Annotated in this window: 19 protein-coding genes and 2 pseudogenes; 10 read left to right on the forward strand and 11 right to left on the reverse strand. The window is 64.5% G+C overall.

Annotation, left to right across the window (positions count from 1 at the left end; all coding sequences use genetic code 11):
• Window positions 1-268 precede the first annotated feature (268 nt).
• From dapF to AKN84_RS30670, 3 genes and pseudogenes are all read left to right on the forward strand, one after another.
• A complete protein-coding gene (gene dapF, locus AKN84_RS30660; RefSeq protein ID WP_050424233.1) occupies window positions 269-1,153 on the forward strand; it encodes a diaminopimelate epimerase in 885 nt (294 codons plus the stop codon).
• A 5-nt stretch (window positions 1,154-1,158) separates the two neighbouring features.
• Window positions 1,159-2,430 carry a tRNA (N(6)-L-threonylcarbamoyladenosine(37)-C(2))-methylthiotransferase MtaB gene (gene mtaB / locus AKN84_RS30665; protein WP_050424234.1) on the forward strand — a complete coding sequence of 424 codons (1,272 nt, stop codon included), beginning with the start codon at window positions 1,159-1,161 and terminating at the stop codon, window positions 2,428-2,430.
• 270 nt (window positions 2,431-2,700) lie between these two features.
• A pseudogene (locus AKN84_RS30670) lies at window positions 2,701-6,167 on the forward strand (ATP-binding protein).
• A 165-nt stretch (window positions 6,168-6,332) separates the two neighbouring features.
• Here AKN84_RS30670 and AKN84_RS30675 read toward each other — a convergent pair.
• Both AKN84_RS30675 and AKN84_RS30680 read right to left on the reverse strand, forming a co-directional pair.
• A complete protein-coding gene (locus AKN84_RS30675; protein ID WP_050424235.1) occupies window positions 6,333-7,472 on the reverse strand; it encodes a DUF2336 domain-containing protein in 1,140 nt (379 codons plus the stop codon).
• Window positions 7,473-7,576: 104 nt separating this feature from the next.
• Entirely contained in the window at window positions 7,577-8,278 is a 702-nt protein-coding gene (locus tag AKN84_RS30680; RefSeq protein WP_050424236.1) for an RluA family pseudouridine synthase, read from the reverse strand.
• 49 nt (window positions 8,279-8,327) lie between these two features.
• Here AKN84_RS30680 and ftsY point away from each other — a divergent pair, with 49 nt between their 5' ends.
• Entirely contained in the window at window positions 8,328-9,275 is a 948-nt protein-coding gene (gene ftsY / locus AKN84_RS30685) for a signal recognition particle-docking protein FtsY (RefSeq protein ID WP_050424237.1), read from the forward strand.
• A 37-nt stretch (window positions 9,276-9,312) separates the two neighbouring features.
• On the forward strand, window positions 9,313-9,912 hold the full coding sequence (locus AKN84_RS30690) for a septation protein A (protein WP_050424238.1): 600 nt from the start codon (window positions 9,313-9,315) through the stop codon (window positions 9,910-9,912).
• Window positions 9,913-10,090: 178 nt separating this feature from the next.
• Here the strand turns inward: AKN84_RS30690 and AKN84_RS30695 are convergent, their stop codons facing one another.
• The 6 genes and pseudogenes from AKN84_RS30695 to ccmA all read right to left on the reverse strand — a co-directional run bounded on the left by AKN84_RS30695 (window position 10,091) and on the right by ccmA (window position 13,528).
• The gene (locus tag AKN84_RS30695) at window positions 10,091-10,468 is read right to left on the reverse strand and encodes a ComEA family DNA-binding protein (protein ID WP_050424239.1); all 378 of its coding nucleotides are present in this window, start codon (window positions 10,466-10,468) and stop codon (window positions 10,091-10,093) included.
• A 169-nt stretch (window positions 10,469-10,637) separates the two neighbouring features.
• Entirely contained in the window at window positions 10,638-11,231 is a 594-nt protein-coding gene (locus tag AKN84_RS30700; RefSeq protein ID WP_050424240.1) for a DsbE family thiol:disulfide interchange protein, read from the reverse strand.
• On the reverse strand, window positions 11,228-11,407 hold the full coding sequence (ccmD, locus tag AKN84_RS30705; protein ID WP_050424241.1) for a heme exporter protein CcmD: 180 nt from the start codon (window positions 11,405-11,407) through the stop codon (window positions 11,228-11,230). The genes AKN84_RS30700 and ccmD overlap by 4 nt, the downstream gene beginning before the upstream one ends.
• A 4-nt stretch (window positions 11,408-11,411) precedes the next feature.
• Window positions 11,412-12,196: pseudogene (locus tag AKN84_RS30710) on the reverse strand (heme ABC transporter permease).
• A gap of 64 nt (window positions 12,197-12,260) precedes the next feature.
• Window positions 12,261-12,929, reverse strand: coding sequence for a heme exporter protein CcmB (gene ccmB / locus AKN84_RS30715; protein ID WP_050424242.1), 669 nt, complete (start codon window positions 12,927-12,929; stop codon window positions 12,261-12,263).
• On the reverse strand, window positions 12,926-13,528 hold the full coding sequence (gene ccmA / locus AKN84_RS30720) for a heme ABC exporter ATP-binding protein CcmA (protein WP_050424243.1): 603 nt from the start codon (window positions 13,526-13,528) through the stop codon (window positions 12,926-12,928). Before ccmA ends, ccmB begins: the two co-directional genes overlap by 4 nt.
• Window positions 13,529-13,770: 242 nt before the next feature.
• Here ccmA and acnA point away from each other — a divergent pair, with 242 nt between their 5' ends.
• From acnA to AKN84_RS30735, 3 genes are all read left to right on the forward strand, one after another.
• Window positions 13,771-16,491 carry an aconitate hydratase AcnA gene (gene acnA / locus AKN84_RS30725; RefSeq protein WP_050424244.1) on the forward strand — a complete coding sequence of 907 codons (2,721 nt, stop codon included), beginning with the start codon at window positions 13,771-13,773 and terminating at the stop codon, window positions 16,489-16,491.
• Between the two features lie 250 nt (window positions 16,492-16,741).
• Entirely contained in the window at window positions 16,742-17,503 is a 762-nt protein-coding gene (locus AKN84_RS30730) for a DUF1223 domain-containing protein (protein ID WP_050424245.1), read from the forward strand.
• Between the two features lie 555 nt (window positions 17,504-18,058).
• Complete coding sequence (locus tag AKN84_RS30735; RefSeq protein WP_050400886.1) at window positions 18,059-18,430, forward strand: DUF2794 domain-containing protein; 372 nt, start codon at window positions 18,059-18,061, stop codon at window positions 18,428-18,430.
• A gap of 193 nt (window positions 18,431-18,623) precedes the next feature.
• On the opposite strand, the gene AKN84_RS30740 is transcribed toward AKN84_RS30735, so the two are convergent.
• The 3 genes from AKN84_RS30740 to AKN84_RS30750 form a co-directional block, all read right to left on the reverse strand.
• Complete coding sequence (locus AKN84_RS30740) at window positions 18,624-19,415, reverse strand: Bax inhibitor-1/YccA family protein (RefSeq protein ID WP_050424276.1); 792 nt, start codon at window positions 19,413-19,415, stop codon at window positions 18,624-18,626.
• 234 nt (window positions 19,416-19,649) lie between these two features.
• Window positions 19,650-22,247 carry an ABC transporter permease gene (locus tag AKN84_RS30745; protein WP_050424246.1) on the reverse strand — a complete coding sequence of 866 codons (2,598 nt, stop codon included), beginning with the start codon at window positions 22,245-22,247 and terminating at the stop codon, window positions 19,650-19,652.
• A complete protein-coding gene (locus tag AKN84_RS30750; protein ID WP_050424277.1) occupies window positions 22,244-22,963 on the reverse strand; it encodes an ABC transporter ATP-binding protein in 720 nt (239 codons plus the stop codon). The genes AKN84_RS30745 and AKN84_RS30750 overlap by 4 nt, the downstream gene beginning before the upstream one ends.
• A 55-nt stretch (window positions 22,964-23,018) precedes the next feature.
• On the opposite strand from AKN84_RS30750, the gene AKN84_RS30755 reads away from it, so the two are divergent.
• Both AKN84_RS30755 and thpR read left to right on the forward strand, forming a co-directional pair.
• Window positions 23,019-23,666, forward strand: a complete 648-nt coding sequence (locus AKN84_RS30755) for an arylesterase (RefSeq protein ID WP_050424247.1) — start codon at window positions 23,019-23,021, stop codon at window positions 23,664-23,666.
• Between the two features lie 166 nt (window positions 23,667-23,832).
• Complete coding sequence (gene thpR, locus AKN84_RS30760; protein ID WP_050424248.1) at window positions 23,833-24,369, forward strand: RNA 2',3'-cyclic phosphodiesterase; 537 nt, start codon at window positions 23,833-23,835, stop codon at window positions 24,367-24,369.
• Window positions 24,370-24,381 lie beyond the last annotated feature (12 nt).

The following is a 24,381-nucleotide window of genomic DNA, read 5'->3' on the forward strand; positions in this document are numbered from 1 at the left end:
GCAGGCGCCGGGCTTGCCAATGCGATCGCGGCCAAAGGGAGCAGCGCGACCAGGGCCGCGCGGAGCGTGTTGATACGGTTCATTGATACTTCTCCATCCCCTTCCTCAGGCGGCCGCTCGATCTGTCCCGGCGCGCGCGGTCCGCGAGGTGCGATATTCCTAACACGCGAGTTCTGCATTCGTCCCATGACAGATGTGTCATAGGGCCATTCAGACTGGCCTTCCGGCCACCACTCGCCATATAACCGGGCAGAATTTAGGAAAATCGATGAGCGCGCTCGCCAATCACGCATTCGCCAAGATGAACGGCATCGGCAACGAGATCGTCGTCGTCGACCTGCGCGATTCCCAAGGGCAAGGTCGGGCACATGTGTCGCCCGAAGAGGCGCGCGCGGTGGCGTCGCCGGCCGGAGCGCCCTATGACCAGCTGATGGTGCTGCAGCCGCCGCGGCTCGACGGCACCGAAGCGTACATCACGATCTACAACAATGACGGCTCGGAGGCCGGGGCTTGCGGCAACGGCATGCGCTGCGTGGTGCGGCGGATCTTCGAGAAGACCGGCCAGACCACGGCAACGTTCCAGACCCGCGCCGGCCTGCTCAATTGCTGGCAGGGGCCGGCGCCGGATCTCTACACCGTCGACATGGGCGCGCCGAAGTTCGGCTGGCAGGACATTCCGCTGGCTGAGGAATTTCGCGATACCCGCTACATCGAGCTGCAGGTCGGGCCGATCGACAATCCGGTGCTGCATTCGCCCTCGGTGGTCTCGATGGGCAATCCGCATGCAGTGTTCTGGGTCGATGACGTCAATGCCTACGACCTCGAACGGTTCGGGCCGCTGCTGGAAAACCATCCGATCTTCCCGGAGCGCGCCAACATCACGCTGGCCCATATCGTCGATCGCGACCACATCACGATCCGCACCTGGGAGCGCGGCGCCGGCCTGACCAGGGCCTGCGGCTCGGCAGCCTGCGCCACGGCGGTCGCGGCGGCGCGGCTGAAGCGCGCGAATCGTGTCGTCGAGATCACGCTGCCCGGCGGCAAGCTCGGCATCGAGTGGCGCGAGCGCGACGACCACGTGCTGATGACCGGCACCGCCGATTTCGAATATGAGGGCCGCTTCGATCCGGCGCTGTTCGCCAGCGTCGCTTAATTGCCATGGGCGTCGATGTCGTCACCTTTGGCTGCCGCCTCAATTCATTCGAATCCGAAGTGATCCGCCGCGAGGCCGAGCAGGCGGGACTTTCCGATACCATCGTCATCAATAGCTGCGCCGTCACCAATGAGGCGGTGGCGCAGGCCCGGCAGTCGATCCGCAAATTGAAACGCGAGCGCCCCGCGGCGCGCATCGTCGTCACCGGCTGCGCGGCGCAGACGCAAAGCCAGATGTTTGCCGAGATGGCCGAGGTCGATCGCGTCGTCGGCAATGACGAGAAGATGCGCGGCGACGCCTGGCGCGCGACACGTTCGGCATTCAACATCGGCGCAAGCGAGAAAGTCGCGGTCGCCGACATCATGGCGGTCACGGAGATGGCGCCGCATCTGCTCGACGGCTTCGAGCGCGGCCTGCCGCGGGTGTTCGTGCAGGTGCAGAATGGCTGCGATCATCGCTGCACCTTCTGCATCATCCCCTATGGCCGCGGCAATTCGCGCTCGGTGCCGATGGGCGCCGTGGTCGATCAGGTCCGCGCGCTGGTCGAGCGCGGCCATGCCGAGATCGTGCTGACCGGCGTCGATCTCACGAGCTATGGCGCCGATCTGCCCGGCACACCGAAGCTCGGCCAGTTGACCCGGCAGATCCTGCGCCACGTGCCCGAGCTGAAGCGGCTGCGCATCTCCTCGATCGATTCGATCGAGGCCGACCGTGATCTGCTCGATGTCATCGCCGACGATGCGCGGTTGATGCCGCACCTGCATCTGTCGTTGCAGTCCGGTGACGACATGATCCTGAAGCGGATGAAGCGCCGTCATTCCCGCCAGGATGCGATCGATTTCTGCGCGCAGGTGCGCAGGCTGCGGCCGGATATCGCGTTCGGCGCCGATATCATCGCGGGCTTTCCGACCGAAACCGAGGAGATGTTCGCGCGCTCGCTCGATCTGGTCGAGGAATGCGATCTCACCTTCCTGCATGTGTTTCCCTATTCGAAGCGTCCCGGCACACCGGCGGCGCGGATGCCGCAGGTCGCAGGCGGCGCGATCAAGGAACGCGCCAGGCGGCTGCGTGCGGCCGGCGACGCCGCGCTGCTGCGGCGGCTTGCCGCGGAAGCCGGCGCGACGCGCGAGGTGCTGATCGAAAGCGATAGGCAGGGCCGCACCGAACATTTCCTGCCGGTCGCGATCGATGGCGATGTGCCCGGCGTGGTGCGCCGGCTTGTGGTGACAGGCCATGATGGCGCGCGCCTCGTTGGATCGCGCGACGACGCCAGCTAGAGCACGATCCGGAAAAGTGCGAAGCGGTTTTCCTCGCGACAAACGCGGAGCGTTTGCGGGAAGATCATGCTTAAACAACGAGCTGAAGCGCGATGTCCGGTCGATCATCCAGTTCGCTCAACGGTGTTGCAAGAGGGCAGAGCGCCTCCTTGATCAGCCTGGGTCATTGTTTTCACGCTTTGTGAACGCGTCCAGTCTGAGGTAAACCATGCTCTGGCCTCGTCGTATGAGGCCCGTAGTCGCCGATCGCCCACAGTCGGACGGATCACTATGCCGGAGAAACAGCCAAGCGCGGATATGGAGGCTGCTCTCAAGCACTGGCTCGAAACCGTTGACCTCGGCCAGTACAGCGAGCTCTTTGTGCAGCATCGTATCGGTTTGGACGTCCTGCCCGATCTGACCGAGCAGGATCTGATCGAACTTGGGCTTCCGCTCGGAGATCGCAAGCGCTTGCAGCGCGCGGTCGCTTCCCTGACCCGTTCAGCAAAAAGTGCGGCCGGCAGTCGGAGCGATGCAGAAAGCGTAGCGGCGAGCGCCGAGCGGCGCCAGCTCACCGTGATGTTCTGCGACATGGTCGGATCGACCTCGCTGTCCGAACAGTTCGATCCCGAAGACGTCCGCGACATGATCGCGAGCTTCAGGGAAAAGTGCGTCGGCGTGGTCAAGCGGTACGAAGGCTTCGCGGCGCGCTACCTCGGGGACGGCATTCTGGTCTATTTCGGCTATCCGAACGCGCATGAGGATGACGCAGAGCGGTCGGTGCGCGCAGCGCTCGAAATTGTGCGGAGCCTGTCGACGGCGAGAGCGAATGACGCCCCCGGAGTCGCCAGTCATGGGCCCAGCGTGCGGATCGGGATTGCGACCGGCCTTGTTGTCGTCGGAGATCTGGTTGGGCGGGACACCGAAGAGCGCGATTCAGCAGTCGGCGAGACGCCAAATCTGGCTGCCCGTCTGCAGACCCTGGCACCTCCAGACGGCGTCGTCATAGCGTCTTCGACGCAAGCCCTGCTGAAAGGAAAGTTCGACTACCAGGACCTCGGATTTCACGCGCTGAAGGGGATATCCGCGAGGGCTCGGGCCTGGCTCGTAGTTCGACCCTCCCGCGCGGAAACGCGATTTGCGGCAGCCATGGGCCCCAGACTGACGCCGCTGGTCAACCGCACCGAAGAGGTGGCGTTGCTGCTCACGCGCTGGCAGCAAGCGAAAGCCCGTGGGGGCCAGGTCGTGCTGCTGACGGGCGAGCCGGGGATTGGAAAGTCCCGGATCGTCCAAGAGCTGCGGGAGCGGATCGCAAGCGATCCGCATGGACAGGTTTCGTTCCAGTGCTCTCCGTATTACAGCAGCACCGCCTTTCACCCCTTCATCGAGCAGCTCAAATTCGCGCTCGGCCTTGATGGCGAGCACGCATCTGCGCTGTGGCTGACAAACCTCGAAGCTGATGTCGCCGGCTCGAACGGAAATGCGGAGACAGTGGTACCGATCCTTGCGGCATTGCTTTCAATTCCCACCGGGGATCAATATGCGGCCCTCGATCTCTCGCCGCAACAGCAGAAGGATGCGACCGTTGCCGCTCTCGTCAACCGTCTGCTCGCGCAAGCACGCAAGCAGCCGCTGCTGATCGATTTTGAGGACGTGCATTGGATCGATCCCACCTCGCAGGACGTGCTCGATCTCCTGGTGGAGAACGTTCGCAACGCGTCGATCTTCATCGTGGTCACCGGTAGATCGGAGTTTCAGCCCGGCTGGACCGGTCACGCGCATACCATGACTGCGAACCTGAAGCGCCTCGGTCGACAAGTCCGCACGACACTGGTCGAACGCGTAGCGGGAGACAGGCAACTCCCCCGGGAGGTGGTCGAGGATATCATCGTCAAGACGGATGGTGTGCCACTCTTCCTTGAAGAACTGACCAAAGCCGTCCTTGAGTCGGACGTCCTGACCGAGCAGCATGGACACTACGTCTTGTCCGGTCCATGGCATCAGCTCGCGATTCCCGCAACACTGAACGATTCCCTCATGGCCCGCCTTGATCGGATGGGGCCGTTCAAAAAAATCGCGCAGATCGGCGCCACCATCGGCCGTGAGTTTTCCTACGAGATCCTTTGCGCGGTTGCCGATGCGCCAGCGGACCAGATCGAAGCCGCCCTGGACCATCTGGAGGCGGCCGGATTGATCGTCCGCTTCGGTTCCTGCCGGAGGCGTTGTACTCATTCAGGCATGTGATGATCCAGAATGCGGCGCATGAAAGCCTGTTGCACAGGGAAAGACGAACGCTGCATGCGAACATCGCGCGTGTGCTGGCCGACAAATATCCGGAAAAGACCGAACGCGAGCCGGAACTCCTCGCCTACCACCTGACCGAATCTGGCCAGAGCGAGCCGGCCGCGAGTTTCTGGCTCAAGGCAGGCAAGCAGGCCGCCATGAAGGGCGCCACTTTGGAGGCGATCGGCCATCTGCGTCGTGGGCTTGCCGTTCTGCAAGCCTCGCCCGGCATGCAGGGCCGAAACGAGTCCGAGCTCGAGCTTCGCATCGCCCTGGGCACGGCCCTGATTGCGGCCAAGGGATATGCCGTGCAGGAGGTCGAGGAAAATTATGTTCGAGCGCTCGAGCTCGGCCGGCATCTCGACGACAAGGCGAAGATCTTTGCGGCGACGCGCGGACTGTGGGTGTGCCATTTCATTCGCGGCGATCTCGCGCGGGCGCATGAGCTGAGCGCGGAGCTTCTGAAGTTCGCGAGGCGCGAGGCATTGAACCAAAAAATATCTCAGGCGCAACAGACCGGATATCTGATCGAGGCGCATCGGGCGATTGCGATGACCATGCTGTACCGCGGGCGATTTGTGGCCGCCGAACATCATCTTCGGCGCTTCAGGAGCCTGTACAGTCCGGAACTGCACGGCGCGCTGACGGCAACGCACGGCATCCACCCTGGCGTCGTCTCGCTGTCGTACATGGGATATCTCTTGTGGTTTCTCGGCCATCCTGACGCGGCGCGCCAGTATAGCCAGCAGGCCATTTCGGAGGCTGAAAACCTTCGCCACCCCTTCACGCTGTCGTTTGCTTTGACTTTCGGCGCTTACGTTTGCCAGCATCTCCGCGATGTCGAAGGGACCCGCGATTACACCAACAGGGCACTAGCCTTGTCATCGGAACACGGCTTCCTGCATTGGAAGCATCAGACGACCATCCTGCGCGGATGGGCGATGACCGAACTTGGAGATGTCGATGAGGGATTGAACCAGATGCGAATGGGCATCGACGGCTACGAGGGCATGAATGCCTGGCTCGCCAGTTGCTGGTTCAGGAGCCTGCTCGCGAAGGCTTTTGCAAGTGCCGGCTTGCTGGATGCTGCCTTGCGCGAACTCGACACCGCATCGGCGATCGGCGGAAGAACGGGAGAGCATTTTTACGAAGCCGAGATCTATCGGCTGCAAGGTGAGATGATCCTCAATTACGCGAAACCATCGTCCGTCGAATCCGCCGAGCGATTATTCCTCGCCTCGATCGAGCTGGCGCGCAGGCAAAGCGCGCGGTCCTTTGAGCTGCGGTCAGCTGTCAGCCTGGCGCGCCTATGGCGACATTCCGGCAAACACGAGCGAGCGAGCGAGCTGCTGCTCCCCGTCGTCCGAACGTTCACGGAAGGTCTGCTTACGTCCGACGTCAAGGAAGCGCTCGAGCTGGCGAATGAACTTGGCGCGGAAATGCCCGGAGATCATGAATGGAGCAGGCGTGACTGAGGCTGCGAGGTACCCTGGGGCGGGCGACCCAGTACGCCGCGGCCTCTCGATTCAAGCTCCGGTGTCTCTGCATGCGCGGGTGATGACACCGAGAGCGTGGCTGTTTGACAGGTCACGTCGGAATGGGGGCGCGTCATCGCGCATGATGTACTCGGCGTGTCGCACTCAGTGCGTGCGTCCGCCGGGCTTTGGAGGATGCGACGTGCGAACCTGCCAGAATCGCAGCAGGCGATCGGCGTTTTCGCGGGTCATTTTCGTGAACTGGCCCTTCGCGTGGGCGAGCTCGACGGGGCCCATGGAGCCGGTCGTGTAGCGGCATTCCATCACCGCGGCGGTGGTCTCCCAGCTCAGGCCAGCCGCGCGGCACGGCACCAGCAGGCCCTCACTGCGCAGGCTTTGCATCAGCGAGCGGATCACCTCGATGCTCGACTGCGCAAGATCCGCCAGCGCGACGACGGTTTCTTCATATTTTCGCTGCCTGGCGAAGCCGAGCAGGGCGGCTTCATTGAGCTCGCCGCTATCCCTGAGCTTTGCGATGTGGCGCCTGGCTGCGGCGAAATCGCGGACCTGCGACATGTCGCGGTCGACGCCGGCCGCGACCGCGGCGACCGCGTGCCGGATCTCCTCGAATAGATACGGCGGGGCGCGTTCCAGCAGACGACCGCGAACCTCTTCCGTTGCGTGGCGCAGCAGCTGAAGGCGGAGCTCCGATGGCAGGTCGGCGCGGATGCCGGTCTCGACGGCGAGAACCGGATCGTACTCGGCCTGCGCGAGGATGACGGCAAATCCGTCCGGCGAGACCTTGGCGCCGGGATTGTTGACCAGGCGGCGGCTCACACTGGCAAAGCGACGCGCCAGAAGCGCATCGGTGACGACCTCCTTCAACCACCAGCGGCCGGCGACGGCGAGCAGATGCTGCTCGCTCTTGGTCTGCGCGATCTCGACCAGGTCGTCCGCGCTGAGTCGCGACGACTCCTGCAAGACCGGCCGCGCGATCCTGATCTCGTCATTGCCGGCGAGACGGCGAATGATCGCGGGCGGTGCCTGGGTCACCGGTGCGAGCTGCTCGCTGATGTCGGTGAGCGCCATCCGGGCGCTGATGTCGGCAAGCGCCCTCAATTCGATGGTCTTGACCAGCCGATCAAGCACGTTGTCGAACAGCTCGACCTGTTCACTGTTGAAACTGCCGGCCGAGGCGAGGAACAAGTCGGTGACGCGCTTGGCGGTGGCGATGCACTTTTCGGCGGAGCCGGCGCGTATCGCCGCCTCGACTTCGTCGACAATTGCCTGCCCGGCAGTCAGCATTGCTCGTCCTGAGCCCGTCGTGAGCGCTTTTCTAAGCCGCCTGCAGGACTAGCGGACGAGGCTGAAAGTTCCGTAAAGGATAATGGTCCGTAAAATCCCGGAGATCACTGGCCGTTCCAGCCACAGGCCCTGAGCCGCTGCCACATATGCTCCGGCGCCGGTGCGACCACATGGACCGGGTCCTTGTTGCGGGAAATCGGGATGCCGATTTCGCGGGAATGCAGATGCAGGGTCGGCTCGCCAAAGCGGGGGCCGTTGCCATAGATATTGTCGCCGACGATCGGCCAGCCCATCGCCGACGCATGCACCCGCAGTTGATGGGTGCGGCCGGTGACCGGCTCCATCGCCAGCCAGGCGAGGCCTTCGCCGCGCCCCAGCACCTTCCAGTTGGTGATCGCCTTCTGCCCGTCCGGATCCGGCTTCTGCCACCAGCCGCGCTCGGCGTTGAGCCGGCCGAGCGGCATGTCGATGGTGCCCTCGTCCTCGGCGGGGCCGCCCTCAACCACGGTCCAGTAGGTCTTCAAGATCTTGCTGTGCTTGAACAGCAGCCCGAGCGAGGCGGTCGCCTTGCGGTGGCGTCCGAGGACAAGGCAGCCGGAGGTGTCCTTGTCCAGCCGATGCGCCAGCACCGGCGGCCGCGGCAGGCCGAACCGCAACGCGTCGAAGGAGGCCTCCAGGTTGGGCCCGCCTTTGGGGCCACGATGCACCGGCATGCCGGCCGGCTTGTCGATGACCAGCATCAATCCGTCGCGGTGGAGCACCCGGCCCAGGATTTCTTCCGCGGTCAATTGGGGAACATCGATCAATTCGTCGAGACTTTCGTTTGTGAGCCGAAACGGCTAACACGTCCGCGCCATGAACGATACCACTGCAGGAACTCCAAAACAGAGCTGGTGGCAGCGCCTGAAGGGCGGCCTGAAGCGGACCTCGAGTTCGATCGGGACCGCGGTCGCGGACCTCGTCACCAAGCGCAAGCTCGATGCGGCCATGCTCGATGACATCGAGGATGTGCTGCTGCGCGCCGATCTCGGCACCGATGTCGCGGTCCGCATAGCGGAGGCGGTCGGCAAGGGCCGCTACGACAAGGCGATCTCCGCCGACGAGGTCAAGGACGTCGTTGCGACCGAGGTCGAGAAGGTGCTGGCCCCGGTGGCGAAGCCGCTCGAGATCGATGCCACAAGGCGGCCGTTCGTCATCCTGGTCGTCGGCGTCAACGGCTCCGGCAAGACCACGACGATCGGCAAACTGTCAGCCAAATTTGCCGCCGAGGGCCGCAAGGTCATGCTGGCCGCCGGCGACACCTTCCGCGCCGCCGCGATCGAGCAGCTCAAGGTCTGGGGCGAGCGCACCAAGTCGCCGGTCATCGCCGGCGCCCAGGGCTCGGACTCGGCAAGCCTCGCCTTCAGCGCGCTGACCGCCGCCAAGGAGCAGCAGCGCGACGTGCTGCTGATCGATACCGCCGGCCGGCTGCAGAACAAATCCGAGCTGATGAACGAGCTCGAGAAGGTCGTGCGCGTCATCAAGAAGGTCGATGCGTCGGCGCCGCACGCGGTGCTGCTCGTGCTCGACGCCACGGTGGGACAAAATGCGCTGTCGCAGGTCGAGGCATTTCATCGTACGGCGGGTGTCACCGGCCTCGTGATGACCAAGCTTGACGGCACCGCGCGCGGCGGCATCCTTGTTGCGCTGTCGGAGAAGCATAAGCTGCCGGTGCATTTCATCGGCGTCGGTGAGGGCGTCGAGGACCTCGCGCCCTTTACGGCGAAGGATTTTGCCAAGGCGATTGCCGGGATCGAGGCATGACCTCGAAAATCATGCCTCAAACCAACACAGAGAATTAATGGACAAGACCCAGCCGCATCCGCTGTTCAAACTTGCGACCGAGCTCGGGCCGCTGCTCGTGTTCTTCATCGCGAACGCCAAGTACCATCTGTTCGTCGCCACGGCTGCGTTCATGGTGGCGATCGTCGCGGCTATGATCGCATCCTATGTGGTGACCAGGCACGTTCCGATCATGGCGCTGGTGACCGGCGCGATCGTCTTGGTGTTCGGCACCCTGACATTGGTGCTGCACGATGAGACCTTCATCAAGGTCAAGCCGACCATCATCTACGGCCTGTTCGCGGCCGTGCTCGGCGGCGGGCTGTTGTTCGGGCGCTCCTTCATCGCCGTGATGTTCGACCAGATGTTCAACCTGACGCCGCAGGGCTGGCGCATCCTCACCATGCGCTGGGCGCTGTTCTTCGCCGGCATGGCCATCCTCAACGAGATCGTCTGGCGCACGCAGACCACGGATTTCTGGGTGAACTTCAAGGTGTTTGGCGTGACGCCGCTGACCATGATCTTCGCCATCGCCCAGATGCCGCTGACCAAGCGCTATCACCTGGAACCGGTCTCGCTGGAAACCAGCGAGGCGGAGGCGGGCGATTTGCGGAAGTAGATCGAAACGCAGCACGGGCAATTGCGCCGCGCTGCGTTCGAGGTCTCAAAGCGCGATGAGATCGGGTTGAATCGTCATCGCGCTTTGGTTTCTTGTTTGAGCATGATCTCCGCGCAAACGCTTCGCGTTTGTCGCGAGGGAAAACCGCTTCGCACTTTTCCAGATCATGCTTCAGAGCTCAGCTCTTCTGCTTGGCGACGATCTTGTCCTTGATCTTGTCGTAGGTCGCCTGCGGCAGGATGTTCTTCTGCACCAGCTCATCCTTGCCCTTGTAGGGGCGGCCCTTGATGATCGCGGCCGAATAGGCCTTGCCGACACCAGGCAGCGCGTCGAGCTGGTCTGCGCTGGCGCTGTTGATGTCGAGCAGGTCGTCCTTCGCCATTCCCGTCGTCTTTGCATCGGGGGCCGCCGTCTTCGGCGCTGGCGTCATCTTGCCGGTCTCCGATTTGGTGGCGGGCGTAGCCGGCTGAACGCTCTGGGCCATCGACGGCGTGGCCGTCAGAATGCCGAGCGTAAGCGCGGTGGCGAGCAGTGAAGCGAGTGTGGTCTTGCGCATATGTCCCCTCCAGAGGAACGTTGATGTCAACGCTGCTGAGTTGGGGTTGCGTTCGTGGCGTTGCCGTGGCCGCGAAATGAACCGCGGATAAACGTGTCGAATTATTTTGTCGCAGGCATTTCGCTCGCCATTCACCAGCGGTTCACGGCACGTCTGAACGACGGTGCGCTTACTGTCCGGCGCGCAGCGCCTTCTCGATCTCTGCCTTCAGCACGCTGTTGACGTTCTCGGGCGTCACCGGTCCGACCAGCTTGTAGACGATGGTGCCCTCGCGTCCGACCAGGAAGGTCTCGGGCACGCCATAGACGCCCCATTCGATCGAGGCGCGGCCGTTGCCGTCGACGCCGACGATGCCGAACGGGTTGCCGTAGCGGCCGAGGAAGCGCCGCGCGTTCTCGGGCGAGTCCTTGTAGTTGATGCCGATGATCTGGAAGCGCTTGTCGCGGCCGAGCTCCGTCAGCAGCGGCGCCTCGTCGTGGCAGGGCACGCACCAGGATGCCCAGACGTTGACGACGCTGACCTTGCCCTTGAACGCTGCGGGATCGAGACCGGGGACCGGCGCGCCGTCCTTCACCAGGCCGTCGAGCGCGGGCAGGGCGGTCTGCGGCGCCGGCCGGCCGATCAGCGCCGACGGAATGCGCGAAGGATCGCCGCCATAGAGCCGCAGCAGGAACAGCCCGGCGAGCCCGAGGAAGATCAGCAGCGGCAGCACCACCAGCAGGCGGCGGGCTTGCGGCGGGCTGTTGGTCGCCTGCTCGCTCATCTGACATCCGCCGCGCTGCGGCCGGAGCGGCGCGTGATGCCGCTGGCCTCGATCTCTTTGAGGCGCGCCTGCTGGCGGCGATAGTCGGCGATGATCCAAACGATCAGGAGCAGCACCACGGCTGCGACCAGCAGATAGGACGTCACGATGAAGGAAGCGTAGGGACCAAGCGACATCGTGTCACGCCGCTCCGATTTCTTTTGGACCGGCACCGGCTTCGCTCGTGAACGAGACGCGGCTGGCCTGCATCATCTGCAGGCTGCGCACGCGCCGGCGCAGGATCTCGTTGCGCATCGCTGCGAGGTGCAGGGTGATGAAGAGCAGCGAAAACGCGATCGCCATCACCAGCAGCGGCCACAGGAACGCCTTGTCGAGCGTCGATCCGCCCATCCGGAGCACGGATGCCGGCTGATGCAGCGTGTTCCACCAGTCGACCGAAAACTTGATGATCGGGATGTTGATCGCACCGACCAGGGTCAGCACCGCCGCCGCCCGCGCCGCGCGCGAGGGGTCCTCCACCGCGCGCCACAGCGCCATCAGGCCGAGATACATCAGGAACAGGATCAAGACCGAGGTCAGCCGCGCATCCCACTCCCAGTAGGTGCCCCACATCGGCCGGCCCCACAGCGAGCCGGTGACGAGCGCAAGGAAGGTGAAGGCGGCGCCGATCGGGGCAGCGGCTTTCGCGGCGACGTCGGCGAGCGGGTGCCGCCACACCAGCGTGCCGAGCGCAGCCACGCTCATGACGCTCCAGACGAACATCGACAGCCACGCGTTCGGCACGTGGATGAACATGATCTTGACGGTGGCGCCCTGCTGGTAGTCGTCGGGCGCCATCGCCGACTGGTAGAGCCCGATCGCGAGCAGGATCGCGGTCGCGGCCGCGAGCACGGTAGGATGCGTGCGGTCAGCGCCAGAAACCTGGTCGGGTTGGCGAGGTCGGTCAGCGTCTCGGTCAGCTTCATGGCACCCTGATAGTCGTCCGCTGTGAGCGAGGCAATTGGCCGAATTCCCCTCGGCGAGATTTGATCAGTCCAGCCCGTGCCGCAGGCTCGCGGCGGCCGCAAACGGGCCGATCACGAGGCTGGCAAGCGACAGCGCGCAGAGGATCGAGAACGGTGTTCCAAACGGCAGCGGTCCCGAGATCGCCGCCTGTGAGGCCGCGACGCCGAAGATCAGCACCGGGATCGACAGCGGCAGCACCAGCACCGCGAGCAGCAGCCCGCCGCGATGCAACGTCACCGCCAACGCCGCGCCGATCATCCCGGTGAAGGTCAGCGCCGGTGTTCCCGCCAGCAGCGTGGCTGCGACCGCAAGCGTTGCCGTGCCGTCGAGATTGAGCAACAGGCCGAGCACCGGGGTCGCGACGATCAACGGCAGCCCGGCGGCGATCCAGTGCGCCAGCGCCTTGGCCGCGCAGGCGAGTTCCAGCGGCGTCCGGCTCATCACGATCAGGTCAAGCGAGCCGTCCTCGTGATCGGCCGTGAACAGGCGGTCGAGGGTCAATAGGCTCGCCAGCAGCGCGCCGAGCCAGAGGATGGCCGGGCCGAGCCGCGACAGCAGGGCCAAATCGGGACCTACCGCAAACGGCATCAGTACCGTGACGGTGAGGAAGAACAGCACCCCGATCAACGCGCCGCCGCCGACGCGCAGCGCGATGCGGATGTCGCGGCGGATCAATGCGGCCAGTGCGCTCATGCCGCGCCTCCCATCCGCAAATCGCGCGCTTCGATGCCGAGCGGCAGATGGGTTGCTGCGACGATCAGGCCGCCGCTTGCGAGATGATCGCGCATTAGGGCGACGAACAGCGCCTGTCCGGCCGTATCGAGCGCCGATGTCGGCTCGTCCAAGAGCCAGACCGGGCGCCGCACCGAGAGCAGGCGCGCGATCGACAGGCGGCGGCGCTGGCCCGCGGAGAGGTAGGCCGCCGGCAGATGCTCGGCGTGGTCGAGCCCCACGGCGGCCAGGCAGCGGCCGGCATCCTCGGTCTTGCCGCCGAGGAATTCCCGCCAGAAGGAAAGATTTTCCATAACGCTCAGCGCCGGCTTCAACGCGTCGCGGTGACCGAGATAGTGGGCCTGCTCGGGCAGGCTGAGCTCGGCGTCGCCGCCTTCGAGCGCGACCGTCCCCTCAGCTGGAACCAGCAGCCCGGCGAGCACCCGCAGCAACGAGGTCTTGCCCGCGCCGTTGGGGCCGGTCACGGCGAGCGCCTCGCCGGCCGCCGCCGAAACATCGAGGCCGGAAAACACCTCGCGCCCGCCGCGCACGCATTTCAGATTTCGTCCCGAGAGCCGCATGGTTCGTCTTGTCACAGCCCTCTGAAATCTTTCGCTATCGCGTGAGAATTTTTGGGTCGCGCGATGCCGCCGCACGCTTGTCGGTGTGGCGGTGCTTCTAGAAAGGTTCTATAAGCCCGGAACTTGATGCAGCACACACAATCGGCGGCCGCAACCCACCCCCCGGGCCATCCCTTGGCCAGTGTCGTTCGCCGGTGTTTAGTTACCCTTGCCGGGTATAACTGATAATTGGGATTCCTCGCATGACCTCACTCGACAGCTTCAAATGCCGCAAGACCATGAAGGTCGGCGCCAAGTCCTACGTCTATTACAGCCTGCCCCAGGCGGAGAAGAACGGACTGAAGGGTATTTCGAAGCTGCCGTACTCGATGAAGGTTCTGCTCGAGAACCTGCTGCGCAACGAGGATGGCCGCACCGTCAAGAAGGAAGACATCGTTGCGGTGTCGAAGTGGCTGAAGAAGCGCCAGCTCGAGCACGAAATCGCGTTCCGCCCGGCGCGCGTCCTGATGCAGGATTTCACCGGCGTCCCGGCCGTGGTCGATCTCGCCGCGATGCGCAACGCGATGCAGAACCTCGGCGGCGATGCCGAGAAGATCAACCCGCTGGTGCCGGTCGATCTCGTCATCGACCACTCGGTCATCGTCAACTTCTTCGGTGACAACAAGGCGTTCGCGAAGAACGTCACCGAGGAATACAAGCAGAACCAGGAGCGCTACGAGTTCCTGAAGTGGGGCCAGAAGGCGTTCTCGAACTTCTCGGTGGTGCCGCCCGGCACCGGCATCTGTCACCAGGTCAATCTGGAATATCTCGCGCAGACGGTGTGGACCAAGAAGGAGAAGATGACGGTCGGCAAGAAGACCGGCACCTTCGAGGTCGCCTATCCCGACTCGCTGGTCGGCACCGACTCGCACACCACGATGGTCAACGGCCTCGCCGTGCTCGGCTGGGGCGTCGGCGGCATCGAGGCCGAAGCCTGCATGCTCGGCCAGCCGCTGTCGATGCTGCTGCCGGAAGTGGTCGGCTTCAAGCTCAAGGGCCAGCTCAAGGAAGGCGTCACCGCGACCGACCTCGTGCTCACCGTCACCCAGATGCTGCGCAAGCTCGGCGTGGTCGGCAAGTTCGTCGAGTTCTTTGGCCCCGGCCTCGACTATCTCTCGGTTGCGGACAAGGCGACCATCGGCAACATGGCGCCCGAATACGGCGCGACCTGCGGCTTCTTCCCGGTCGACGCCGCGACTATCGATTATTTGAAGACCTCGGGCCGCAAGGCCGATCGCGTCAAGCTGGTTCAGGCCTATGCCAAGGCCCAGGGCCTGTTCCGCACCGCCAAGTCGACCGACCCGGTGTTCACCACCACGCTGACGCTCGATCTCGGCGACGTTGTGCCGTCGATGGCCGGCCCGAAGCGCCCCGAAGGCCGCATCGCGCTGCCGGCGGTGTCGACCGGTTTCGCGACCGCGCTGGTTGGTGAATACAAGAAGCCCGAGGGTGAGCAGAAGCGCTACACCGTCGAAGGCCGCGACTTCGATCTCGGCCATGGCGACGTCGTGATCGCCGCGATCACCTCCTGCACCAACACCTCGAATCCGAGCGTGCTGATCGGCGCCGGCCTGCTGGCGCGCAAGGCGGCCGCCAAGGGCCTGAAGGCCAAGCCGTGGGTGAAGACCTCGCTCGCGCCGGGCAGCCAGGTGGTGGCGGAATATCTCGCCAATTCCGGCCTGCAGGCCGATCTCGACAAGGTCGGCTTCAATCTGGTCGGCTTCGGCTGCACGACCTGCATCGGCAACTCCGGCCCGCTGCCGGAGGACATCTCGAAGTCGATCAACGAGAACGGCATCGTCGCCGCCGCCGTGCTCTCCGGCAACCGCAACTTCGAAGGCCGCGTCTCGCCCGACGTGCAGGCGAACTACCTCGCCTCGCCGCCGCTGGTGGTCGCGCATGCGCTTGCCGGCACGGTGACCAAGGATCTCGCGGTCGAGCCGCTCGGCATCGGCAAGGACGGCAAGCCGGTGTTCCTCCGGGATATCTGGCCGACCGCCAAGGAGATCAACACCTTCATGAAGAAGTACGTCACCGCGACGATCTTCAAGAAGAAGTACGCCGACGTGTTCAAGGGCGATACCAACTGGCGCAAGATCAAGACCACGGAAAGCGAGACCTATCGCTGGAACATGGGCTCGACCTATGTGCAGAACCCGCCCTATTTCGAAGGCATGAAGAAGCAGCCCGACCCGGTCACCGACGTGGTCGACGCGCGGATCCTCGCGATGTTCGGCGACAAGATCACCACCGACCACATCTCGCCGGCCGGTTCGATCAAGCTGACCTCGCCCGCCGGCAAGTTCCTCAGCGAGCATCAGGTGCGTCCCGCCGACTTCAACCAGTACGGCACGCGGCGCGGCAACCATGAAGTGATGATGCGCGGCACCTTCGCCAACATCCGCATCAAGAACTTCATGCTGAAGGGCGCCGACGGCAATATTCCGGAAGGCGGTTTGACCAAGCACTGGCCCGACGGCGAGCAGATGTCGATCTACGACGCCGCGATGAAGTATCAGGCCGAAGGCGTGCCGCTGGTGGTGTTCGCCGGCGCCGAATACGGCAACGGCTCGTCGCGCGACTGGGCCGCCAAGGGCACGCGCCTGCTCGGCGTGCGCGCGGTGATCTGCCAGAGCTTCGAGCGTATCCATCGCTCCAACCTGGTCGGCATGGGTGTGCTTCCGCTCACCTTCCAGGACGGCACGTCGTGGTCCGCGCTCGGCCTCAAGGGCGACGAGAAGGTCACGATCCGCGGGCTGCAGGGCGACCTGAAGCCGCGCCAGACGCTGACAGCCGAGATCGTCTCCGCTGACGGCGGCAAGCGGGATGTCCCGCTGCTCTGCCGCATCGATACGCTGGACGAGCTCGACTACTATCGCAACGGCGGCATCCTGCATTATGTGCTGCGCAAACTCGCGGCCTAAGGCCGCTTGTTTGAGCATGGTCTCCGCGCAAACGCCTGGCGTTTGCCGCGGGGGAAAACCCCTTCACACTTTTCCGGACCATGCTCTAACGCGACTTTGTGATCGGTGCCTCACTGCTTAGTGAGTAGCGGCTAAAAAGAAGGCGGCCTATGAAAAGGCCGCTTTCTCGCGTTTTGGGGCACGCAAGTTCAGGGACAGACTTCATGCTCCGTACAATTACGGATGGAAATCATCACGACTGGTTCGCAGTATGACAGCGATGATGGCCTATAATTCCATTTCGCGATGGTCCAGCGCGCTCGGTATCTGCGCGATCGTCGCGATCATCCGCCCCGCTCACGCCGATCCGCGTGCAGTCGTCGAACTCTTCACCTCGCAGGGATGCTCGTCCTGTCCGCCTGCGGACAAGATCATCGGTGATCTCGCCAAGGACCCCAACGTCATCGCGCTCAGCATGCCGATCGACTATTGGGACTATCTCGGCTGGAAGGACACGCTGGCCGATTCCCGTTTCAGCGCGCGCCAGAAGGCCTATTCCCACATGCGCGGCGATCGCGACGTCTACACGCCGCAGGCCGTGATCAACGGCTCCGCGCATGTCATTGGCAGCGATCGCGCCAGCATCGAGGATGCCATCAAGAGCACCGAGAAGGGCGGCACCGTGATGTCGGTGCCGGTCACCATGACGCTGACCGGCAAGCAGATCAACGTGTCGGTCGCGGCGTCGAAGTCGCCCGCCGTGTCGCGCGGCGAAGTCTGGATCTGCTCGATCTCGAAGTCGGTGCCGATCTCGATCTTGCGCGGCGAGAACCGTGGCCACGAGATTACCTATCACAACGTGGTGCGCAATCTGCTGAAGGTCGGTGACTGGAACGGCTCGTCCGGCAGTTGGACCGTACCGCTCGAGAACATCACGCGCGATGGCGTCGATGCCGCGGCGGTGTATGTCCAGGACGGCAATCGCGACAAGCCGGGCCCGATGCTCGGCGCCGCATTCACCTCGCTTCACTAGCGCGTTGCTGCGCTAACTGCCGTCAGGCGCGTCGTTGGGCCGCACGTATTGTCGTGCCGCCTGGTGCCGCGGCAAGCGTGCATCCGGTGGCGTGCATCCAGTGATGTGCTGAAGGGAAGGCGCCGAGGGTTTGCGCTCGCGTCTCGGTCGCGCGGAGTTGAGCAGGTCCCCAAAACAAAAAGGACCAACTTTCGTTGGCCCAGTGTTGGGATTTAACTCCCCTGCGAACAGGCCCGATCCCGACGGCCCCGGGGGGCTGGGGGCTGAGGAATCCGGAACCGAAAGGACCGGGCCAACGCAGGATTTTCTTTTCGCAGGGCAGCGGGGCGGGCGATGGGCGGAAGTGGGGCAGCAATATGATTCCGCTAACGTTCCCGTGACTCTTCGGTTTTCCGGACAATCCGTCGCGCCTGACCCTGGTTCAGCCTGGTTGCGTTGCGAATGGCCCCTTGCAGGCCCCCGCGCTTAGCGCGATCATGTCAGTCTCGTGACGATCCCGAAGCAGGGGGCACCGGCCTTCGGAACCGCCGTCACCGGGATGACAGGAGGCGCTCGATGAGTTTGATCTCGGAGGACACCGATCCGAGCGGGAGCCGTGCCGCGGCGCGCCCCGCCGCCGCGACACCCCAGCCCAACCGCGTGACATTCAATCGACTTGAGCTCAACCGCATTCTCAATCTCTACGGCCGCATGGTCGCCGACGGCGAGTGGCGCGACTATGCGATCGACTTCCTGAAGGACCGTGCCGTGTTCTCGGTGTTCCGGCGCGCCTCCGAAATGCCGATCTACCGGATCGAGAAGGATCCCCGGCTGGCGCGCAAGCAGGGCATGTACAGCGTGATTTCGGCGACTGGCCTGATACTGCGCCGCGGCCACGAACTCGAGCGGGTGCTGTTCGTAATCGACCGCAAGCTGTCGCTGGTGTAGGCGCGGTCGTTCGACGCCCGTAGCCTCGTAGCCCGGATGCAGCGAAGCGAAATCCGGGGGACTGTTCCTGCGGATAGCGCTGCCCCCGGATTACGCTGCGCTCCATCCGGGCTATGGTCGCAATTTGCTCGACGCAAAGAAAAAGCCCCGGCCGCATGGCCGGGGCTTGGATCGGTTGCCTTGCTCGAGGCGCTTAGTCGCGCTGGCCGAGCAGCTGTAGCAGCAGCGTGAACAGGTTGATGAAGTTCAGGTAGAGCGACAGCGCACCAGTGATTGCCGCACGCTCTGCCATCACGCCGCCCTGCGAGGCGTAGCCGTAGATGTAGTCGTTCTTCAGCCGCTGGGTGTCCCAGGCGGTGAGGCCGGCGAACACCAGCACGCCGACGATCGAGACGATGAACTGCAGCGCCGAGCTCGCCAGGAACAGGTTGACCAGGCTCGCGATGATGATGCCGATCAGGCCCATGAACAGGAACGAGCCCATGCCGCTCATGTCACGCTTGGTGGTGTAGCCGTAGAGGCTCAGCGCACCGAACGTCGCCGCGGTGATGAAGAACACGCGCACGATCGAGGTGTGCGTGTACACCAGGAAGATCGACGACAGCGACAGGCCCATCAGCGCCGAGAACACCCAGAACAGGAGTTGGGCGGTCGCAGGCTGCAGGCGGTTGATGCCGGCCGAGATGACGAACACCATCGCAAGGGGGGCGAGGATGAACAGCCACTTCAGCGGGCTCACGAACATCGCGTAGCCGAACTGCGTCAGATAGGCATTGCCAAACTTGGCGACGGCGGCGGACTGGTCGGTCGTCACCGCGCCCATATAGACGCCGAGCGCGGCCAGGCCGGTGATGGCGAGGCCGATGCTCATGTAGTTGTAGATGCGCAGCATGTAGGCGCGCAGACCGGCGTCGACGGCCGCAGCGTCAATGCGCCCGGCGGCCCGGCCGAAAGGAGAAGCGTAGTTGCGGTCTAGGTCCGACATGGTCGAATTCCCGTGGTTGGTCCCGGTGGAGCGCAAGGGATTTGCGGCGCCGGTTATAAATCTATCTCAGATGGCTCGGTTTGCGGAGCATTAATTCCGTGTCATTCAAACCGACTATCCGACCCGACTGGTATGTGGGAAATTAACACATCCGACGCAAGCTTCCACGCGCGGCCGAATGTCGCTCTGGCCTAGCATGACAGGAAAAAACGGCGCTTCCACCGCTACAAATTGTCACAAATTCCGCAACACCGAGGCCGGCTTCTGGTTCAGCGCGAGCAGCGTTCCGGCCAGCCCCAATCCGACGGTGACGACCAGCGCGGCGGCCACGACCAGGGCGGCGCTGCCGGCCTGCCAGATGAAACTCAGCGTCATCAGCCGCGTCACGATCAGCCAAGCCGCGACCGAGCCGGCGATCACGCCGAAAATCGCGGTTGCAAAGCCGATCATCAGGTACTCCAGCGCGTAGGCGCCGAGCAATCGCGCCCGCGTGGCACCGAGCGTCTTGAGGATCACCGCGTCATAGACGCGGTGGCGGTGCCCGGCGGCGAGCGCGCCGCCCAGCACCAGGATCGCCGAGATCAGCGTCACGGCGCTGGCGCCGCGGATCGCCAGCACCAGGTTGCTGACGACGCTGCCGATGGTCTCCAGCGCCTCGCGGACCCGCACGCTGGTCACCATCGGAAATGCGTCGGCGACCTGCTTGATGATGCGCGCGTCGTCGTTGGAGCTCGCTTGGGTCGCGCTGGCATGTGGTTCCGTCAGCGTCGCGACGTGGCTGTGCGGCGCGCCCTTGAAGGCGTTCGGCGAGAACACCAGCACGAAGTTGATGCCGAGGCCCTGCCAGTCGATGTTGCGCAGATTGGCGATCTTCGCCGGCACGTCGCGGCCCAGCACGTTGACCACGATCTCGTCGCCGATCTTCAGGGACAGGCCGTCGGCGATCTTCTTCTCCATCGAGACCAGCGGCGGTCCGCTGTAGTCCGGGCCCCACCATTCGCCCTCGACGATCTTCGAGCCCTTGGGAATTTCACCGGTATAGGTCAGGCCGCGGTCGCTCTGCAGCACCCACTCGGAATCGACCGACGGCTTGAGCTGGTCGGCCTTGACGCCGTGCGCGGCGACGATGCGCCCGCGCAGCATCGGCACGTCCTCGACGGTCGAGCCGGCGGCGATCTGGGCCAGGAAGGCATTGAAGCGATCGGCCTCGGTGGAGGGGATGTCGATGAAGAAGAACGACGGCGCCCGTTCCGGCAATGCGGCCAGGAATTGCCGGCGCAGATTGCCGTCGATCTGGGTGATAGTGACGAGCACGGCGAGCCCAAGGCCGAGCGACAGCACGACCGACGGCGTCAGCGCGCCCGGCCGGTGGATGTTGGCGATGGCGAGCCGCAGCATGGTCATGCGGCTGCGCGGCAGCCGGCGCGCCACCGCCATCAGGATCTCGGCGATCCCGCGTAGCAGCAGGAACACCGCGATCGAGGCGACGACGAACACGGTGGCGACCCGCTTGTCATAGGCAAGCCCGATCGCAACGCCGATCAGCAGCGCGACCACCACGGCCATCAGCGCGAGATAGCTCCAGCGCGGGCGGTGCCACTCGCTGGCGACGGTCTCGCGGAATAGCGCCGCGACCGGCACGTCGTGGACCCGGCCGAGCGGCCACAGCCCGAACGCCAGCGCCGTGAGCTGGCCATAGATGAAGGAGAGCGCGAGCTCGTCGGGATGCAGGGCGGGCACCACCGGCAGCGGCAGCAGCTTGCCGAACAGGCCGACGATGACGAACGGCAGCGCGGCGCCGAGCACGAGGCCGATCACCGAGCCGATCCCGGCCAGCACCACCACCTGCGTGCAGTAGATCGTGAAGACGTCGCGGCCGGTGGCGCCGAGCGCCTTGAACGAGGCGATGACGTCGCGGCGGCGGTCGATATGGCTCTTCACCGCATTGGCGACGCCGACACCGCCGACCAGGAGCGCGGCAAGACCAACGAGGGTCAGGAACTGGGTGAAGCGGTTGATGGTGCGCTCGAGCTGCGGCGAGGCGTTGCTGCGGCTGCGGACCTCCCAGCCGGCCTCCGGCGCCGCGGCGCGCGCGCCGTCGATCAAGGCGGTGGTGGCGCGATCGTCGTTGGCGCCGTCGGGCAGCTTCACCCGGTAGATCCAGCGCACCAGGCTGCCGGGCTGCAACAGGTCGGTGGCGCGCAGGCTGGCTTCGCTGATCAGGAAGCGCGGGCCGAGGCCGACGCCGCCGGCGAGCTTGTCGGGCTCGGCCGCCACCACGCTGCGGATCTGGTAGGTCGCGCTGCCGATGGTGACGCGGTCGCCGAGCTTCAGGTCGAGCCGCGCCAGCAAGGTCGAGTCGGCAGCCGCGCCAAAAACGCCGTCGCGCTCAGTGAGCAGATCGGCGATCGGCATGCTGGGCTCGAGCGTCAGCTCGCCGAGCATCGGATATTTGCCGTCGACCGCCTTGAGCTCGACCAGCGCCAGCTTGCCGTCGCCGCTGCGGGCCATCGCGCGCAGCGTGGCCGCAACCGAAACCTCGCCGCGGGTGCGCAGATAGGCGACCTCGTCGGGCTTGGCCTCGCGCGAGATCAGCGAGAACGCGACGTCGCCGCCGAGCAGCGTGCGGCCCTCGCGCGACAGCCCGTCGCCGAGGCTCGCCGCGACCGAGCCGACGCCGGCAATTGCCATCACGCCGAGCGCGATGCAGGCGATGAACACGTAGAAGCCGCGCAGGCCGCCGCGCAGTTCGCGCAGCGCGTAACGGAAGGCAAGCGACGACGCACGGCCCTGGGTACGGACCTGCACCGCGACTTCGGACGCAATGCTCATGTCGGGGATTGTCCGTCGATGCGGCCGGAGCGCAGCCGCACCACGCGGTCGCAGCGCTGCGCGAGCGCGAGGTCGTGAGTCACCAGCACCAAGGTCATGCCGCGCTCGGCGTGCTTGGTGAACAGCAAATCGACGATCTGCTTTCCCGTCGTCTCGTCGAGATTTCCGGTCGGCTCGTCGGCGACCAGGATCGCCGGATCGGGCGCGAGTGCGCGTGCGATCGCGACGCGCTGCTGCTCGCCGCCGGACAGTTGCGTCGGATAGTGATGCAGCCGTTCGCCGAGACCGACCGATTGCAGCTCCTGCGCGGCGCGCGCGGCGGCATCGGGATTGCCGGCGAGCTCGAGCGGCACCGCGACGTTCTCCAGCGCGGTCATGGTCGGGATCAGATGGAACGACTGGAAGACGATGCCGACCTGGCGGCCGCGGAAGCGCGCCAGCGCATCTTCATCGAGGGCATTGAACGAGGTGCCGTCGACAACCACTTCACCGCTGTCAGGACGTTCAAGCCCCGCCATCACCATCAGCAAGGTCGACTTGCCCGAGCCCGACGGGCCGATCAGGCCGATGGCCTCACCCGCTGCCACACGAAGGCTGATATCTTTGAGGATATGAACCCGTGCCGCGCCGGTGCCGAGCGAGAGATTGACGTTCCTGACGGCAATGGTGTCCGGCTCGACGTCGGTCAGTGAAGAGGATTCGATGAGACTGTCCATGGTTCGGTCATATGGCACTTCCGCCGCTGCGGTCGAGGCCCGGTTGAGAATCTTCGTGCACATACTCGTGTTGCTTATGGGCTTGATGACGGCGGCGAGCGCGCAGACGCCAGACCAGGGGAAAGCTTCCGCGAAACCGATCAAAATGGTGGTTCTGGGCGATTCCCTGAGCGCCGGGTACGGCCTTCCGGCCGAGGCGGCATTTCCGGTCCGGCTGCAAAAAGCCTTGGAAGCCAAGGGGATAAAGGTCGGCATGACCAATGCCGGGGTGTCCGGCGACACCGCCTCGGGCGGCCGCGAGCGGCTCGACTGGTCGGTGGCCGACGGAACCGATGCCGTGATTGTCGAGCTCGGCGCCAACGATGCCTTGCGCGGCATCGACCCCGCGGTGACGCGCGCCGCGCTCTCCGACATCATCACAAAGTTGCAGGCGCGCAAGATCGCGGTGCTCTTGTGCGGCATGCTCGCGCCACCGAACTATGGCAGTGAGTATGCGGCGAAGTTCAACGCGATCTATCCGGATCTGTCGAAATCGCTTGGCGTGCCGCTCTATCCGTTCTTCCTCGATGGCGTTGCTGCTAATCCGAAGATCAATCAGGCCGACGGAATGCATCCGACGGCAGAAGGTGTGGACATCCTCGTGAAGAATATCCTGCCCACGGTGGAGGCATTTCTCGGCGCATTATCAGGGCAACGCAGTTGAAACGCAGGCAGCGCGCGGCGTTGCGTCCGTAGGTTTACGAGCTGTTAACGCCTCATGCTTCGCAGAGTCACATATCTCGGGTACAAATAGGCATCGGTGATTCGTCGCCGGGCTTGTTACAGGGTGCGGGCTCCCAAAACCCGCGCCAGCATCGAGGATTATAGCGATGCCGCGTCTGTTCACTGGTCTGGAAATTCCGGCCGATATCGGCCAATCCCTCTCCAATTTGCGTGGCGGCCTTCCCGGCGCACGCTGGATCGATCCCGAAAATTATCACGTCACCCTGCGCTTCATCGGCGATATCGATGGCCTCTGGGCCAACGAGATCGCGACGATGCTGTTTCGGGTGAACCGCAAACCGTTCGAGGTCAAATTGCAGGGCCTGTCGAGCTTCGGCGGACGCAAGCCGCGCGCGGTGGTTGCCGCCGTCGAGCCGAGCCGGCCGCTGATCGAACTGCAGGCCGAGCTCGAGCGGATGATGCAGCGGATGGGGCTCGATCCCGAGGGCAGGAAATTCACGCCACATGTCACGCTCGCGCGTTTGCACGACGCGTCGAGCCAGGACGTCGCGGACTATCTGTCCGTGCGCGGCTACTTCCCGAGCCGCACCTTCCTGGCGGACCGCTTCGTGCTGTTCTCGTCGCGCGCGTCGACAGGCGGCGGCCCCTACGTGGTCGAGGATTCCTACGAGCTCTGCGCGTAGGGTTTCCTGAGA

Origin of the sequence: Bradyrhizobium tropiciagri (assembly GCF_001189845.1) — a bacterium.
GTDB lineage: Bacteria > Pseudomonadota > Alphaproteobacteria > Rhizobiales > Xanthobacteraceae > Bradyrhizobium > Bradyrhizobium tropiciagri.

What these genes read in the sequence shown, in the direction of transcription:
- dapF (WP_050424233.1), top strand. Translation starts at nt 269, where the DNA reads ATGAGCGCGCTCGCCAATCACGCATTCGCCAAGATGAACGGCATCGGC.
- mtaB (WP_050424234.1), top strand. Translation starts at nt 1,159, where the DNA reads ATGGGCGTCGATGTCGTCACCTTTGGCTGCCGCCTCAATTCATTCGAA.
- AKN84_RS30675 (WP_050424235.1), bottom strand. Translation starts at nt 7,472, where the DNA reads ATGCTGACTGCCGGGCAGGCAATTGTCGACGAAGTCGAGGCGGCGATA.
- ftsY (WP_050424237.1), top strand. Translation starts at nt 8,328, where the DNA reads ATGAACGATACCACTGCAGGAACTCCAAAACAGAGCTGGTGGCAGCGC.
- AKN84_RS30690 (WP_050424238.1), top strand. Translation starts at nt 9,313, where the DNA reads ATGGACAAGACCCAGCCGCATCCGCTGTTCAAACTTGCGACCGAGCTC.
- AKN84_RS30695 (WP_050424239.1), bottom strand. Translation starts at nt 10,468, where the DNA reads ATGCGCAAGACCACACTCGCTTCACTGCTCGCCACCGCGCTTACGCTC.
- AKN84_RS30700 (WP_050424240.1), bottom strand. Translation starts at nt 11,231, where the DNA reads ATGAGCGAGCAGGCGACCAACAGCCCGCCGCAAGCCCGCCGCCTGCTG.
- ccmD (WP_050424241.1), bottom strand. Translation starts at nt 11,407, where the DNA reads ATGTCGCTTGGTCCCTACGCTTCCTTCATCGTGACGTCCTATCTGCTG.
- ccmB (WP_050424242.1), bottom strand. Translation starts at nt 12,929, where the DNA reads ATGAGCGCACTGGCCGCATTGATCCGCCGCGACATCCGCATCGCGCTG.
- ccmA (WP_050424243.1), bottom strand. Translation starts at nt 13,528, where the DNA reads ATGCGGCTCTCGGGACGAAATCTGAAATGCGTGCGCGGCGGGCGCGAG.
- acnA (WP_050424244.1), top strand. Translation starts at nt 13,771, where the DNA reads ATGACCTCACTCGACAGCTTCAAATGCCGCAAGACCATGAAGGTCGGC.
- AKN84_RS30730 (WP_050424245.1), top strand. Translation starts at nt 16,742, where the DNA reads ATGACAGCGATGATGGCCTATAATTCCATTTCGCGATGGTCCAGCGCG.
- AKN84_RS30735 (WP_050400886.1), top strand. Translation starts at nt 18,059, where the DNA reads ATGAGTTTGATCTCGGAGGACACCGATCCGAGCGGGAGCCGTGCCGCG.
- AKN84_RS30740 (WP_050424276.1), bottom strand. Translation starts at nt 19,415, where the DNA reads ATGTCGGACCTAGACCGCAACTACGCTTCTCCTTTCGGCCGGGCCGCC.
- AKN84_RS30745 (WP_050424246.1), bottom strand. Translation starts at nt 22,247, where the DNA reads ATGAGCATTGCGTCCGAAGTCGCGGTGCAGGTCCGTACCCAGGGCCGT.
- AKN84_RS30750 (WP_050424277.1), bottom strand. Translation starts at nt 22,963, where the DNA reads ATGGACAGTCTCATCGAATCCTCTTCACTGACCGACGTCGAGCCGGAC.
- thpR (WP_050424248.1), top strand. Translation starts at nt 23,833, where the DNA reads ATGCCGCGTCTGTTCACTGGTCTGGAAATTCCGGCCGATATCGGCCAA.